Source organism: Janibacter terrae NBRC 107853, from assembly GCF_001591405.1.
Classification (GTDB): Bacteria; Actinomycetota; Actinomycetes; order Actinomycetales; family Dermatophilaceae; genus Janibacter; species Janibacter terrae.
This window is the reverse complement of sequence record NZ_BCUV01000007.1, coordinates 771,442-784,647: the sequence shown is the minus strand read 5'-3', so window position 1 is coordinate 784,647 and position 13,206 is coordinate 771,442. Positions and strand designations below refer to the sequence as shown.

The 13,206-nt window shown below is 72.8% G+C and carries 13 protein-coding genes; 3 read left to right on the top strand and 10 right to left on the bottom strand.

What is annotated here, in order from left to right; all coding sequences use genetic code 11:
• From JT1_RS13435 to JT1_RS13420, 4 genes are all read right to left on the bottom strand, one after another.
• Complete coding sequence (locus JT1_RS13435; RefSeq protein WP_082807674.1) at nt 1-1,623, bottom strand: MDR family MFS transporter; 1,623 nt, start codon at nt 1,621-1,623, stop codon at nt 1-3.
• Nucleotides 1,620-2,132, bottom strand: coding sequence for a MarR family winged helix-turn-helix transcriptional regulator (locus JT1_RS13430; protein ID WP_068327410.1), 513 nt, complete (start codon nt 2,130-2,132; stop codon nt 1,620-1,622). The genes JT1_RS13435 and JT1_RS13430 overlap by 4 nt, the downstream gene beginning before the upstream one ends.
• Nucleotides 2,133-2,202: 70 nt before the next feature.
• A complete protein-coding gene (locus JT1_RS13425) occupies nt 2,203-2,832 on the bottom strand; it encodes a VOC family protein (RefSeq protein WP_068327407.1) in 630 nt (209 codons plus the stop codon).
• Nucleotides 2,833-2,839: 7 nt separating this feature from the next.
• A complete protein-coding gene (locus JT1_RS13420) occupies nt 2,840-3,430 on the bottom strand; it encodes a mycothiol transferase (protein ID WP_068327404.1) in 591 nt (196 codons plus the stop codon).
• Between the two features lie 113 nt (nt 3,431-3,543).
• Here JT1_RS13420 and JT1_RS13415 point away from each other — a divergent pair, with 113 nt between their 5' ends.
• On the top strand, nt 3,544-4,515 hold the full coding sequence (locus JT1_RS13415) for a helix-turn-helix transcriptional regulator (protein WP_068329268.1): 972 nt from the start codon (nt 3,544-3,546) through the stop codon (nt 4,513-4,515).
• On the opposite strand, the gene JT1_RS13410 is transcribed toward JT1_RS13415, so the two are convergent.
• The 6 genes from JT1_RS13410 to JT1_RS19090 all read right to left on the bottom strand — a co-directional run bounded on the left by JT1_RS13410 (nt 4,512) and on the right by JT1_RS19090 (nt 10,681).
• On the bottom strand, nt 4,512-5,270 hold the full coding sequence (locus tag JT1_RS13410; protein ID WP_068327402.1) for an SDR family oxidoreductase: 759 nt from the start codon (nt 5,268-5,270) through the stop codon (nt 4,512-4,514). The two genes, JT1_RS13415 and JT1_RS13410, sit on opposite strands and share 4 nt — an antisense overlap.
• 29 nt (nt 5,271-5,299) lie before the next feature.
• Complete coding sequence (locus tag JT1_RS13405) at nt 5,300-6,364, bottom strand: phosphotransferase family protein (RefSeq protein ID WP_255218326.1); 1,065 nt, start codon at nt 6,362-6,364, stop codon at nt 5,300-5,302.
• A 42-nt stretch (nt 6,365-6,406) separates the two neighbouring features.
• A complete protein-coding gene (locus JT1_RS18465) occupies nt 6,407-7,309 on the bottom strand; it encodes a diacylglycerol/lipid kinase family protein (RefSeq protein ID WP_068327395.1) in 903 nt (300 codons plus the stop codon).
• A 209-nt stretch (nt 7,310-7,518) separates the two neighbouring features.
• Nucleotides 7,519-9,108 (bottom strand): ABC transporter permease, encoded by a 1,590-nt coding sequence (locus tag JT1_RS18460; protein ID WP_068327392.1) that lies wholly within the window; start codon nt 9,106-9,108, stop codon nt 7,519-7,521.
• Complete coding sequence (locus tag JT1_RS13390) at nt 9,105-10,016, bottom strand: ABC transporter ATP-binding protein (RefSeq protein ID WP_068327389.1); 912 nt, start codon at nt 10,014-10,016, stop codon at nt 9,105-9,107. Before JT1_RS13390 ends, JT1_RS18460 begins: the two co-directional genes overlap by 4 nt.
• Nucleotides 10,013-10,681 (bottom strand): TetR/AcrR family transcriptional regulator, encoded by a 669-nt coding sequence (locus JT1_RS19090; RefSeq protein ID WP_082807673.1) that lies wholly within the window; start codon nt 10,679-10,681, stop codon nt 10,013-10,015. The genes JT1_RS13390 and JT1_RS19090 overlap by 4 nt, the downstream gene beginning before the upstream one ends.
• A 62-nt stretch (nt 10,682-10,743) precedes the next feature.
• Here JT1_RS19090 and JT1_RS13380 point away from each other — a divergent pair, with 62 nt between their 5' ends.
• Nucleotides 10,744-11,586, top strand: a complete 843-nt coding sequence (locus JT1_RS13380) for an SCO6745 family protein (protein WP_068327383.1) — start codon at nt 10,744-10,746, stop codon at nt 11,584-11,586.
• Nucleotides 11,587-11,620: 34 nt separating this feature from the next.
• Entirely contained in the window at nt 11,621-13,138 is a 1,518-nt protein-coding gene (locus tag JT1_RS13375; RefSeq protein ID WP_068327380.1) for a DHA2 family efflux MFS transporter permease subunit, read from the top strand.
• Nucleotides 13,139-13,206 lie beyond the last annotated feature (68 nt).

Here is a 13,206-nt window from a genome sequence, read left to right as displayed (position 1 = left end):
TCAGGGGCGGCGCGCGGTAGCCAGCTGCGACTCGTCGTCGACGGCCCCCGCGTCGGAGGCGTAGGCGTCCAGCGTGTGCTGGGCGGCGTCCTCCACCGGGTGGTCCTCGTTGGTCTCGCGCAGCGGCGTGTTGGGGATGAAGAGCGTGGCGAGGAAGACGACCGCGAGGATCGGCAGGCCGAGCATGAAGGCGTCGTTGAGCTTCTCCGCCAGGCCCCAGCGCACGGCCTCGGCGACGGTCGGGGGCAGCGTGGCCAGGGCGCTCGGGTCGAGCACCGCGCCGGCGTCCATGTGGGCGCCTGCGCCCGCCGGCAGGCCGTCGGGCAGGTGCGACGCGATCCTCTCCTGCAGGCCGCTCGACATCACCGTCCCGAAGACCGCGATGCCGACGGTCGAGCCGACGTTGCGGAAGAACTGCGTCGAGGACGTGGCGACACCCATGTCGGCGCGGGAGACGGAGTTCTGCACGACGAGGGTGAACTGCTGCATCGCCATGCCGAGCCCGATACCGAGGACGACCATCGAGCCGGTGAGCTCCAGGCTCGTCGCGGTGTGGTCCAGGCGGGTCAGCATGAGGACGCCGGCGGCCATGACCACGATGCCGGTGAGCATGAAGGGCAGGTAGCGCCCCGTGCGGGTGATGAGCATCCCGGTGACGATGCCGCAGACGATGAAGCCGAGCATGAGCGGCATGAGGATCAGCCCGGAGTTGGTCGCGTTGACGCCGATGACGCCCTGGGCGAAGACCGGGATGTAGATGATCGCGCCGAACATGACCATCGAGATGCCGAAGGCCGCGACGAGGCTCAGGCTGATCGTGCGGTTGGCGAAGAGGCGCAGCGGCAGCACCGGCTCGACGGCCTTGCGCTCCACGACGACGAAGGCGACGAGGGCGACGGCGCTCAGGGCGAACAGGCCGAGCGACTGGCTCGAGCCCCAGGCCCAGCTCGACCCGCCGAAGGAGACGGCGAGCAGCAGTGCCACGAGGCCGGTCGAGAGCGTCGCGATGCCGAGGTAGTCGATCGGCGCGCGGCGCGGGGTGTGCGGGACGTGGAGGAACTTGGCGATGAAGACCAGCGCGACCAGGCCGATCGGCAGGGAGGCGAAGAAGAGCCAGCGCCAGCCGAGGTGGTCGGTGATGACGCCGCCGAGCAGCGGGCCGGCGACGGAGGTGACGCCGAAGACCGCGCCCATGAGGCCCTGGTACTTCCCGCGCTGACGCGGCGGGATGATGTCGCCGATGATCGTCTGCGACAGCGGCATGAGCGTGCCCATGCCGAGGCCCTGGACGGCGCGACCGGCGACGAGCATCCAGAAGCTCTGGGAGAACCCGGCGATGACCGAGCCGACCATGAAGACGACGATGCCGGCGAGGTAGAACTCGCGGCGGCCGTAGAGGTCGGAGAACTTGCCGACGATGGGCACGGTGACGGCGGAGACGAGCATGGCCGCGGTGGCGACCCAGCTGTAGTGCTCCATGCCGCCGAGCTCGGAGACGATGCGCGGCAGCGCGGGCCCGACGATGGTCTGGCTCACGGAGGCGACGAGCATGCCGAGCATGAGCCCGATGAAGACGCGCTGGTCCTGCGGGCTCAGCTTGTAGGGGGCGGGGGAGGTGCTCAAGAGGCGGTCCTTCCGGTGCTCTGGAGGGGCGAAGGGGGGTGCGTCGCCGACTGCGCGTCGGCGGCAAGATCGGTGGCCAGCCGGGTGAGGAGACGGTCGAGGTCCTCGAGGTCCTCCTGCGGCCAGTCCGCGAGGATCTGGCCCAGGAGGCCGGCGCGGTTGCCGCGCTCGTCGCTGAGCGTCTGCTGGCCGCTGGGGCTCAGGCGGATGGTCGAGGCGCGCCCGTCGGTCGGGTCCGGCAGTCGCTCGACGAAGCCGTGGGACTCGAGGTGGGTGACCCGGCGACTGATCGTCGACAGGTCGTGACCGAGTGCCTCCGCCACCTTGGAGATGCGGATGCCCGGCTCGCTGCGGCAGTGTTCGAGCGCGCCGAGGAGGGCGTAGTCGGTGCGGCTCATGGCCTGCGGGTCGAGCGCCTGGCGGCGCAGGACCATCTTCGAGAAGAGCCCGAAGACCCGGCCCAGCGTCTCCTGCAGGTGGACTGCGACGGCAGGAGTGGTTGCGTGCATTCCGCAACTATATACCTGCGTGAGGCAAGCAATCAAGTGAGAGTCTGCATTCCCCTAGGGCAATGCGGGATCAGGTGCCGTGCTCGATGAGCAGGGTCGGCGTGCCGAGCGCCCGGTCGCGGATCGTCGCGACCCGCGTACCCGGCTTGCGGCCGGCCCGGGCCTGCGAGACCTCGACCCCTGAGGCCATGAGCCGCTCGCGCGTCGCGTCGAGGTCGGTGGTGCGCCAGGCGAGCCCGCCGAAGCGGTCCGGGCCGTCGACCCCCTTCGTCGGGGCCACCACCTCGACCACCGCGTCGCCGCAGCGGAAGAAGAGCCCGCGGAAGCCGTGCTCCTCGAGCCGCCGGTCGAGCCGCAGCTCCAGACCCAGCCGCGCGCCGTAGTTCGCCGCGGCCCGCTCCGCGTCGCCCGTCTGCACGACGACGTGGTCGAGCACCACCTCGCCCGTGCTGCCCGGGAGGAAGGGAGCCAGTCGCCACTCCAGCCCGCCCACGTCGAAGCCCTTGGCGTCCCGGACGAGCCCGCGCCGCTCGAGCAGTCGCTCGGTCCCGGGGACGTCGTCGACGCCGAGGACGACGGCGGCCAGGCCGCTCTCGCCCACCTCGTAGCTGATCTCGCTGCCGCTCGCGCCGAGGCGCCGCCACGCGTCCTGCGCGGCGGCGACGTCGGGGGTGCTGATGACGAAGCCGGTGATCCTCACCCGCCCATCATGGCGTGGCGGGCTCCGTGGGTGTCCACGGCTGGGCGAAGGGGGTCGCCGGCCGGCCCGTGTCGGCGAGCGTCAGCTCGAGGGTGGTCGCCCCGTCGATCTGCTCGCGGATGATGTCGGCGTGGCCGGCGTGGCGGGCCAGCTCCTCGACGAAGTGCACGAAGGAGTACCTCAGGGTCGTCCGCGACGGGCTCATCAGGCCGTACCACGGGGCCGGTGGGACGGTGATCTCCTGCGCGGGGTCGCTCGCCCGGATCCACTCGACGACCGCCACGCGCCGCCGGTCGAAGACCTCGATCGTCGCGGCGAGCGTCTCGTCCTCCCGCAGTGCGAAGCCTGCCATGAAGGCCGCGTAGGCGGCCTCGGTGACCTCGCCGTCGTCCTCGACGCGCGGCCCCTTCTCCTCCGGCGGGGCGATGACATGGCTCGTGTGCTTGACCAGGCCACCGATGGACAGCGTCGAGCGGGTCGGGGTGAGCCGGGCCTGCTCCTCGGTCAGCCCGTGGGCGCTCGCCCGGATCGCCTCGAGCTGCTGGTCGACGTACTCGGCGTAGCCGGTGACCTCGTCGTGGACGGCGGGTGCGTACATGGCGTGCTCCTGGGCTTGGGTGGTCGAAGGGGGCGGTCCCTCCCTTCGTCTGCGACCCACGGTCCCGCCGATCGCGGACACCTCCTGTCACCGATCGGAGGAGACTCGTGGACATGGCCGAGACGACCGAACGCGCGCTGCGCCTGCTGGGGCTCTTCGAGACCCGGTCCGTGTGGACCGGGCTCGAGCTCGTCGAGCTCCTGGGGGTGACGACGCGGACGCTGCGTCGTGACGTCGGGCGGCTGCGCGACCTCGGCTACCCCGTCGAGGCGACGTCGGGGGTCGGCGGCGGGTACCGGCTCGGGACGGGTGGCCGCCTGCCCCCGCTGCTCCTCGAGGAGGACGAGGTCGTCGCGGTGACCGTCGCCCTGCGCGTCGGCGCGCAGGGGATCTCGGCGATCGGCGAGCCCGCCGTGCGCGCCCTCACCAAGCTCGACCAGGTCATGCCGCCGCGGCTGCGCGGCGAGGTCGCGGCGCTCGCCGACGCCACGGTGCTCCTGCCCGGCGCGACGGACGACGTCGACACCGGCGTGCTCGTGGTCCTCGCCCACGCGATCCGCGACCGGGTCCGGGCCCGCTTCGGCTACACCGGCCGCGGCGGCGAGCCCACGGAGCGGGACGTGGAGCCCTACCGCCTCGTCGCGACCGGCCGACGGTGGTACCTGCTCGCCTGGGACGGGCGAAGGGAGGACTGGCGCACCTTCCGCCTCGACCGGATGGCCGGGGTGCGCGCCTCGACCTTCCGCTTCATGCCGCGGGAGGCGCCCGACGCCGTCGAGCACGTGCGCCGCGCCGTGACGCGGGCCGGGTACGCGCACCGGGTCCGGGTGCGCCTGACCGCCGACGTCGAGGCGGTGCGCCGCCGGGTGCCCGCGGCGTACGGGGAGGCGAGCGAGGTCTCGCCCGGGGTGACCGACCTCGAGTCGCACGCCGACGACCTGGCCGACCTCGCCAGGCACCTGACCATGGCGGCGCACGACCTCGGGGCGCGCCTGGTCGTCCTCGACCCGCCGGAGCTGGCGGACGCGATCGACGAGTTCGTGGGCGCGCTGGCCGGCACGCGGGTCCCGAGGCTCGAGCCCTAGAGCAGCCTGCGCACCACGGACAGCGGCAGCACCCGCATCGCGCCGCCGACGGCGACCCACGGCTTGGCCGGCACGAGTGCCTTGGCCTTGCGGGCCTCGATGGCGGCGACCATCGCGCGCACGCCGGTCTCGGTGTCGACCATGAACTTCGTCTTCTGCTCGACCTTCTCGTTCATCTCCGAGCGGATGTAGCCGGGGAAGAGGACGGTGACGTCGATGTCGAGGTCGGGCTTGCCCATCATCTCGCTGCGGATGCCCTCGCCGAGCGCGGCGAGGAAGGCCTTGGACGCGCCGTACGTCGTCATCGACTTCGGCATGCCGCGCAGGGCGGTGACGGAGGAGATGAGCACGAGGTGGCCGGCCCGCTGCTCGCGGAAGATCGCCATCGCGGCCTCGGTCTGCATCGCGGCGCCGAGGACATTGGTCTCGATCGTCTCGCGGTTGGCGTAGTGGCTGCCCTTGCCGTACGGGGCGCCCTTGCCGAGGCCGGCGTTGACGACGACCCGGTCGAGGCGGCCGAGGTCCCCCTTCGCCTGCTCGAAGACCCGGGTGACAGCCGCGTCGTCGGTGACGTCGAGGGCGTAGGTCTCGACGCGACGGTCGGGGTGCGCCACGGCGATCTCCGCCCGGAGGGCGTCGAGCCGGTCGGTGCGCCGCGCGGTGAGCGCGAGGTCGTGGCCGAGGGCGGCGAACTGGCGGGCCATCTCGGCGCCCAGCCCCGAGCTGGCACCGGTGATGAGGGTCGTGAAGGTCATGAGTACTCCTGGGTGCGACGAAGGGAAGGTCAGCCGATGAGGGATCGGCAGCGGGCCCCGAGGTAGGTGACCATCGGGCCGAAGACGGCGAAGCGTGGGTTGGTCGTGGCACCGGCGCGGTAGCGCTGGTAGATCTGCTGGGCGATGCCCGCGAGGCGGAAGAGCCCGAAGACCTCGTAGAAGGCCCACTCGCGCTCGCTCACCTGCAGCCCCCGCGCGGCGCAGTAGCGCTCGACGACCTCGGCCCGCGTGAGCATGCCGGGCAGGTGCGTGGGTTGCAGGCGAAGGGAGCGCATCGTCTCGTCGTCGTCCGCCTGGGCCCAGTAGGCCAGCGCCCCGCCGAGGTCCATGAGGGGGTCGCCGACCGTCGCGAGCTCCCAGTCGAGGACGCCGACGACGCGCGTCGGGTCGTCGGCGTCGAGGACGAGGTTGTCGAGGCGGAAGTCGTTGTGGATCAACGCGTGCGGGCGATCGGCCGGCTCGTGCTCGGCGAGCCAGGCCATGACGTCCTCGAAGTCCGGGACGTCGTCGGTCGCCGCTGCGCGGAAGCGGCGGGTCCATCCTTCGACCTGGCGGTGGACGTAGCCGTCACCGCGGTCGAGGGCCGCGAGCTCGGGGACCGCGGTCACGTCGACCTCGTGCAGCTCGACGAGGGTGGCGAGGGCGTTGTCGCACAGGGCGGTCGCCTGCTCGGGGGAGAGGGTGACGCCCTCGGGCAGGTCCTTGCCGAGGATCGTGCCCTCGAGCTTGTCCATGACGTAGAAGTCGCTGCCGAGCACCGACGCGTCGGTGCACAGCGCGATCATGCCGGGCGCGTGCGGGAAAACGGGGCCGAGCGCGGCCTGGATGTCGTGCTCGCGGCGCATGTTGTGCGCGCTGCCGCCGAGCGCCCCGTGCGGGGGCCGTCGCAGGACGAGCGTCCTTGCCGGCCAACGCAGCTCGTAGGTGAGGTTGGAGGCGCCCGAGTCGAACTGGCGGACCTGCGGGTCGCCCTCGAGCTCGGCCGCCAGGTCCGGCGTGACCTGGGCTCGCAGCCACTGCGCCACCCTCGTCGCGTCGAAGGCGTCCTCCGGCCGCACCGCTCCGGCACCCATCGCCACTCCCTGTGCTGAATCCGAGTTCATGTCAGCCCGACCCTACCCGGGATCGGTGGACGACCCTCGGACGAGCAGGGCGTGCTGCTCGCACCTCACCCGCAGGCGGGTCGCGGGGCCGAGCACGTCACCGTCGAGCTGGACGTGCAGCGGCACCTCGCTGACCACCTCGACCTCGCGGGAGGCGCGGGTGGTCAGGCCGGCGACGTCCCCCTCGAGGCGGAAGACCCCCTTCGCCGCGACGCCGAGCCAGTGGGTCGGGCGCTGCACGACCACCTCGAGCACGTCGAGGAGCCCGTCGTCGACGAGCCCGACCGGCGCGATGTGCACGCCCGCGCGCACCCGGCCGCAGTTGGCCGCGAGCACGCTCCACACCCGCAGGTGCTCGGGGTCGCCGCCGTCGTGGCGCACCGCGACCGGCACCGGACGACGCAGCGCGCTCACCGCCGCCGGGGCGAGGTAGGCGGGCCAGCCGATGCGGTCCTTCAGCCCCGGTCGGGTCGCCGCCACGGTCGCCGCGTCGTGGCCCATCCCCGCCAGCACGACGAAGGGGAGGTCCTCCGAGTCGTCGACGCGCGCCAGGCCCAGGTCCACCGGTCGGGCGCGGCCGGTGAGCGCGACCCGCACGGCGGCGTCGAGCACGCGGGGCAGGCCGAGGTTGTGGGCGAGCAGGTTGGCCGTGCCGGTCGGCACGATGCCGAGCTCGACCCCGGACCCGGCGACGCCGTGGGCGACCGCGCGCACCGTGCCGTCCCCGCCGGCGACGACGACGAGCTCGGCGCCCGCGGCGACCGCGGCCGCGGCCTGGGCGCGCCCGGTCTCCGCGCGGGTCGTCAGGTGCACCGCGGGATCGGGCCAGCCGGCCTGCGCCGCCGCGGCGGTGACCCCGTCGAGCACGCGCTCCCAGCCCCCCTTCGCGGGGTTGAGGACGAGTGCGGTCCTCACGATGTCCTGGAGTCGTCGGAGACGACGCTCGAGCGGGCCGGCTCGTCGTAGGGCACGCCCGTCGCGACGCGCCGACGGCGGACGTGGACCGGGTCGTTGTTGATCTTCACGAGGCACCTCGGAGTCGGTTCCTGCGAACCTACGGCCGGGCGGCGAGCCTGCGGTGGAGGCGCACCGCGCACGGGCTGCGGGCCACCCGCGCGTCAGGATCAGCGGTGCGGCACATCCCGCCGGCTGAACCCGACGAGACCGAGGGCGACGAGCAACACCCCGCCCACCCCGGCGACGAGCGCGCCGGTGACATGGAGGTCCTCGGCCGGGACGTTGCCGACGAGGCCGAAGGGCGCCCACTCCACGAGCGTCGTCGGCAGGTCGAGGCCCGGTCCCATGTAGCCGATGACCGCCGCGACGGCGAAGACCGCCCAGGCGGCCGGCTGCAGGCGCGGCAGCCAGCCGAAGAGGGTCAGGCTCAGCCCGGCGAGCAGCAGCGCGACGGGGAGGTGGGCCGCAGCGGCGCCGGTGATCCGCGCGACCCAGGACGCGTCGTCGAGGACGACCGCGGTCGATACGGCGAGCGCCAGGGCCCCGACGATCCCGACGACGAGGGTGCCGATGGCGATGACGAGCAGGTGAGGGGTCAGCCAGGCGGTGCGGCTGCGTGACTCGCTCAGCTGCAGCTCGAGGCGCCCGGAGACCTCCTCCTTGCGCAGGGAGCCGAGGGACTGCAGGACGTAGCCGACGACGACCATGGCGAGCAGGAGGACGAACATCGCCGCCATCGGCTCGATGATGCCCTGCGCGCCGCCCCCGGAGAGGAAGACCTCGAGGTCCGGGTTGCCCTCGAAGGCGTCGATGACCGTCTGCGACAGCGACCCGTACGTGCCCATGAGGATGCCGGCGACGACGGCCCACCCGAGGGTGACGGTCCGGTGCTCGCGCAGGGCCAGGCCAAGCGGGGTGAGCAGCCCGCTGCTCGCCCGGTGGGGGCCGGGGCGCGCGGCGACGAGCGAGCCGCCGACGTCCCGCCCCGCGGACAGGCGGAGGGAGAGCACGACGAGGGCCGCGGTCACGACCGAGGCGAGGACGAAGGGGGTGACCCGCGGCTCCCCGAAGGGTGCCACCTCGTCGTACCACCCGTGCGGCGAGAGCCAGACGAGCCAGGTCCCGTCGACGGCACCGATGCCCCGCACGAGGTAGGAGACGACGACGACCGCCAGAGCGGCGCCCCACACGGAGCGCTGGTGGCCGAGGGCCTGCGCCAGCACGGCGGTCACGCCGACGAAGACGGCGCCGAGCATGACGACCGCCGCGCCGTAGACGAACGACCCCGTGGTCTGCGCGCCGGCCACGAGGAAGGCGGCGGTGACGAGCCCACCGAGCGCGACGAGGGTCGCCAGGGCGAGGACGACGGAGGCGACGAGCGGGGCCTGCCGGCCCACGCGGCTGGCGAGGAGGAGCTCGAGACGGCCGGCCTCCTCATCCCTTCGCGTCCCGCGGACGGTCATCGCGACCGCCATCAGCGGCACGGCGAAGGCGACCGCGAAGCCGAGCTCGTTGACGAGCACGCCGCCGAGGGTGTCGACGCCGGCGACGTCGCCGTTGAGCATCCGCAGCGCGGGCGTCGCGATCGACGCGGAGTAGCTGCGCAGCTTGTCCGGGGTGTCGTAGAGACCGGTGATCGAGGTGGTCGTCGTGAGGACGACGGCGGTGAGGCCGAGGACCCAGGCGAGCGAGGCCCGCCAACCGGTGCGCCACTGCACCCGCAGGCTCGTCCCGACGCCGCCGACGTGGACGCTCATCGCACGGTCTCCGCGACCCCACCCCGGTACTGCTCGAGGAACAGGTCGTCCAGGCTCGGCGGCGTGATCGTCAGCGTGTGCACGCCGGCGGCGTGGACGCGCCCGACCAGCTCGGCGACGGCGGTCGCGTCGACGTGGCAGCGCAGGTCGTGCCGCCCCTCGACGTCCCCGGCGACGAGGCCGGTGACCCCGGGGACGTCGGCGAGGTCGAGCGGTCGGTCGGTGACGGCGTGCAGGACGCTGCTCGTGCTGCGGCGCAGGTCCGCGAGCGTCCCGGTCGTCACCGTGCGGCCGCCGCGGATGATGCTCACCCGGTCGGCGAGCGCCTCGACCTCGCCGAGGATGTGGCTCGACAGGAGCACGGTCGTGCCGTCGGCGACGCGCTCGCGGACGACGTCCTGGAAGACCTGCTCCATGAGCGGGTCGAGGCCGGAGGTCGGCTCGTCGAGGAGGAGCAGCTCGACGTCGGCGGCGAGGGCGGCGATCAGCGAGACCTTCTGCTTGTTGCCGGTCGAGTAGTCGCGCGTCTTCTTGCTCGTGTCGAGGTCGAAGCGCTCGACGAGGTCACGTCGTCTCCCTTCGTCCAGCCCACCGTGCGCCCGTCCGAGGACGTCGATGCACTGGCCGCCGGTCAGTCCCGGCCAGAGCGTGACGTCGGCGGGGACGTACGCGAGCCTCCGGTGCAGCTCGACGGCGTCGTGCCACGGGTCGCCACCGAGGAGGCGCGCCTCTCCGGAGTCGACCCGGGTGAGACCGAGGAGGACGCGGATCGTCGTCGACTTGCCGGCGCCGTTGGGGCCGAGGAAGCCGTGGACCTCACCTGCGGCGACCGTCAGGTCGAGGCCGTCGAGGGCGTGGGTGCGGCCGTAGGCCTTGCGCAGGTCGCGGGTGCGGATGACGTCGTTCACGAGGTCTCCTCCGACGAAGGGGGCGGGGTCGCGATGTGGCTTTCTGCGGCTGTATCGGGCGGAGGCAAGATCGCGGCATAGAACCGCATCGCCTCGTCGGCCCAGCGGGCGAGGCCCGCGCCGTGGAGCGGGTCGTAGCCGAGGACCTGACGCCAGTGGTCGGCGAGGAAGAGGGTGCCGAGGTCCGAGGTCATGACCAGAGCGGCCCGGGTCTCGGGGTCGGGGCCGGCGACGAGCCGGCCGGCGGCGTCCCAGGCCGTGAAGATCTCGACGGTGCGGCGGTGCCAGACGGTGAGCAACTCGGTCCCGAGCGGGTCGCCGGACATCATCAGGCGCCGCAGGTAGGGGACGATCGGCGATCCCTCGGGCAGGGCCTGCTGGAGCACCTCGCCGATCGAGGACCACTCCCCGGCCTGCATGTCGCGCGCCATGTCGGCGTCGGCGCCCAGGTCGAAGAGCTCGTCCATCCACGCGCGCACGTGGTCGACGACCGCCTCGCGCAGGCCGGCCTTGGAGCCGAAGTGGTGGACGACGAGAGCGGGGGAGACCTCGGCGAGCTCGGCCACCTGGCGCATCGTCACCCGGTCCTCGCCGTGGGCGGCGAAGAGCTCGAGCGCGGCGTCACGCACCCTCGCCCGTCCCGTGCGGTCCTCGGCTGAACCCATGTTCAGCAGACTAAACCTGTGTTCAGCGAGTGGTCAAGGCCCGCTGACGGTAGACAGGGGGCATGGACCCCCGTGCCGCTGGCTCCGTCGCCCGCTCCCTCGAGACACTGCATGCCTTCGGGTACTTCGCCCCGGAGGTCGGCGCGGAGCTCACCGAGCTCGGGCTGCGCCCAGGTCGCATGTGCTACTTCGCCTCGCGCTCGGCGCCGATGGGGGCCGTCTCGCCGGGGACGGTGGCGGCGACCTTCTTCGTGTTCAACCCCGAGCTCGTGGAGCGCCACCTGAGCGACGCGTGGACCCTGGCGTCCCCGCACGAGGTCACGGCAGCCCGCTACCGGGGCGTCGCGAGCGCGTGGAGCCGGCTCCTCGGCGGTCTGGACCCGGACGAGGTCGCCGAGGCGGCGGAGCTGGCGCGCACCGCTGCGGTCGCCTGCTCGGTGGCTGGTCGCCCGCTCTCTGCCGCCCACGCCGGGCTGTCGTGGCCGAGCGAGCCACGCCTCGTGCTCTTCCACGCCCTGACGATCGTGCGCGAGCACCGCGGGGACGGGCACGTCGCGGCTCTCCTCGGCGAGGGCCTGTCCGGTCTCGAGGCCCTCATCACCCACACCGCCACAGGCCGTGGATTCACGGTGACCGCTGCCCAGACCACCCGTGGCTGGAGCGAGGACGAGTGGGGTGCGACGGCAGCCGACCTCGTCGAGCGTGGCGTGCTGACGACGCAGGGCGGTCTGACCGAGCAAGGGCAGGCCCTGCGACGGCGGGTCGAGGAGGCCACCGACCGGATGGCCGTGGGGCCGTGGGACGCACTGGGGGAGGACGGCGCCACCCGGCTCGCGGAGCTGGGACGCCCGTGGGTCCGACAGGCGCTGGCGAACGGTGCCTTCCCGGAAGGCGTCTTCGCCTGACAGGCTGTCCGTCCGCAGGCGTAGCGTCCTCCGTATGACTGTCGAGAGGGCGCCCGTAGGTACCGCCCGGGATGACCAGCCCGACAACCCGTGGCCGGCGCTGTGGGCCCTCGTCGTCGGGTTCTTCATGATCCTCGTCGACGTCTCGATCGTCTCGATCGCGACACCTGCGCTCATGGAGGACCTCGACGCCGGCATCGAGCCCGTGCTCTGGGTGACCAGTGCCTACCTGCTCGCCTACGCGGTGCCGCTGCTCATCACCGGGCGCTTCGGCGACCGGTACGGCCCCAAGAGGCTCTACCTCGTGGGGCTGGCGATCTTCACCCTCGCCTCGCTCGCCTGCGGCCTGTCCCCGACGATCGGCTGGCTCGTCGGGGCCCGGGTCGTCCAGGGACTCGGCGCGTCGATGATGACCCCGCAGACGATGGCGGTCATCACCCGCACCTTCCCGCCGGAGCGAAGGGGGTCGGCCATGGCGCTGTGGGGCGCGACCGCCGGTGTGGCCTTCCTCGTCGGGCCGCTGCTCGGCGGGGTCCTGCTCGACGCGCTCGGCTGGGAGTGGATCTTCTTCATCAACGTGCCGGTCGGCATCGTCGGCTTCGTCGCCGCGCTGCGGCTCGTCCCGCGGCTGGAGGTGCACGCCCACGCGATGGACTGGGTCGGCGTGGCGCTGTCGGCCGTCGGGCTCTTCTTCGTGATCTTCGGTCTGCAGGAGGGCGAGAGCCACGACTGGGGCCAGTACGCCGGACCGGTCACCGTCCCGATGCTCATCGGCGCCGGCCTGCTCGTCCTGATCGGGTTCATCGCCTGGCAGGCGCGGGGTCCGCGCGAGCCGCTCGTGCCCCTCGGACTGTTCCGGGACCGCAACTTCTCGCTGTCCAACCTGGCGATCACGATGATGGGCCTGGCCGTCACGGCGATGATGTTCCCGATGCTCATCTGGTTGCAGACCGTGCGCGGGTACTCGCCGACCGGCGCCGCGCTGTGCATCGCGCCGCAGGCAGTGGCCTCGATCCTGCTCGCCCGGCCCGTCGGCCGGCTCGTCGACCGCATCCACCCGCGCCTGCTCCCGACCTTCGGCCTCGGGGGCTTCGCGGTCACCCTCTTCGTGCTCTCGCGGCTGATGACCCCCGACGCGCCGATGTGGGCGGTCCTGGTGACGATCACCTTCATCGGCGTGACCGGCGCGTGCATCTGGGGCCCGCTCGCCACGACCGCCAACCGCAACCTGCCGGTCGAGCTCGCCGGCGCCGGTGCGGGCATCTACAACACGACCCGTCAGGTCGGCTCGGTCGTCGGTTCAGCGGCCATCGCGGCGCTGATGTCGGCGCGGATCAGCTCGCACCTCGGCCCGCAGGCGGCCACCTCGTTCGGGGGCGGCGGGCCCGAGGCCTCGTCGGCCGGCCCGGTCGAGCTCCCACCCCACGTCGCCGACGCGCTCTCGGCGGCCCTGTCGGACTCGATGCTCCTGCCCGCCGCGGTCCTCGTCGTCGGCGCCCTCGCCGCTGTGACCCTGGAGCGCATGAAGCACGTCGGCCGCCCCGGGGCCTGACCTCTGAGCAAGACTTTCGTCGCCTTCGCAGGAGTTTCAAACCCTTGCGAAGGCGAGGTTTATCGGGT